Source organism: Rhizobacter sp. P3_B12 (assembly GCF_056402895.1).
On record NZ_JBFUGN010001750.1, the window covers coordinates 1 to 569 of the forward strand.

The 569-nt window shown below is 71.2% G+C and carries 1 protein-coding gene; it reads right to left on the minus strand.

Going from position 1 to position 569, the window contains the following annotated elements:
* Positions 1–569, minus strand: a 569-nt coding sequence (locus tag AC1D01_RS38035; RefSeq protein ID WP_477875172.1) for an EamA family transporter, incomplete at both ends; no start/stop codon positions are given.

Below are 569 nucleotides of genomic sequence, written 5' to 3' on the forward strand. Positions count from 1 at the left end.
AGCAGGGCACCCGCTTGCCAGGCGGCAGGCACCGGCTCGTCGAAGGCCCGTGCGAGAACGGCCGTTGCCATCGCACCCAGCAACCCCTTGTACATCACCACCTGGCCGGGATCGCGATCCGCTACGCCGCGCGACAGCGTGTTGTCGACGCCCCAGGCCGCGGTCGCGGCGAGCACGGCCAGAAGCCCGAGGGCCTGGCTGACGCCTGCCGCGGCCCGGTCGATGATCAGCGCCGTGCCGCCCAGCGTCAGCAATGCCATGGCCAGCAGGACACGCCGGTCCATCGCCTCGCGGTACCAGAGCATGGCCAGCACCGCGGTGAATACCGCCTCCAGCGTGAGCATGAGCGAAGCGCCGGCTCCACTGGTGTGCTGCAGGCCCCACGACAGTGCGACGGGGCCGACGGCGGCGCCAGACAGCGCCATCAGGATCAGCCGACCCGCATCGCTGCGGCGGACTCGAGCCTCGTGCTCGACGGGACGGCGAAGCACCCATCCGACCAGGGCAGCGCCCGCATACAGCAGTGCCGCCGTCGTGAAGCTGCCGACACCCACGCCGAAACGCTGGAC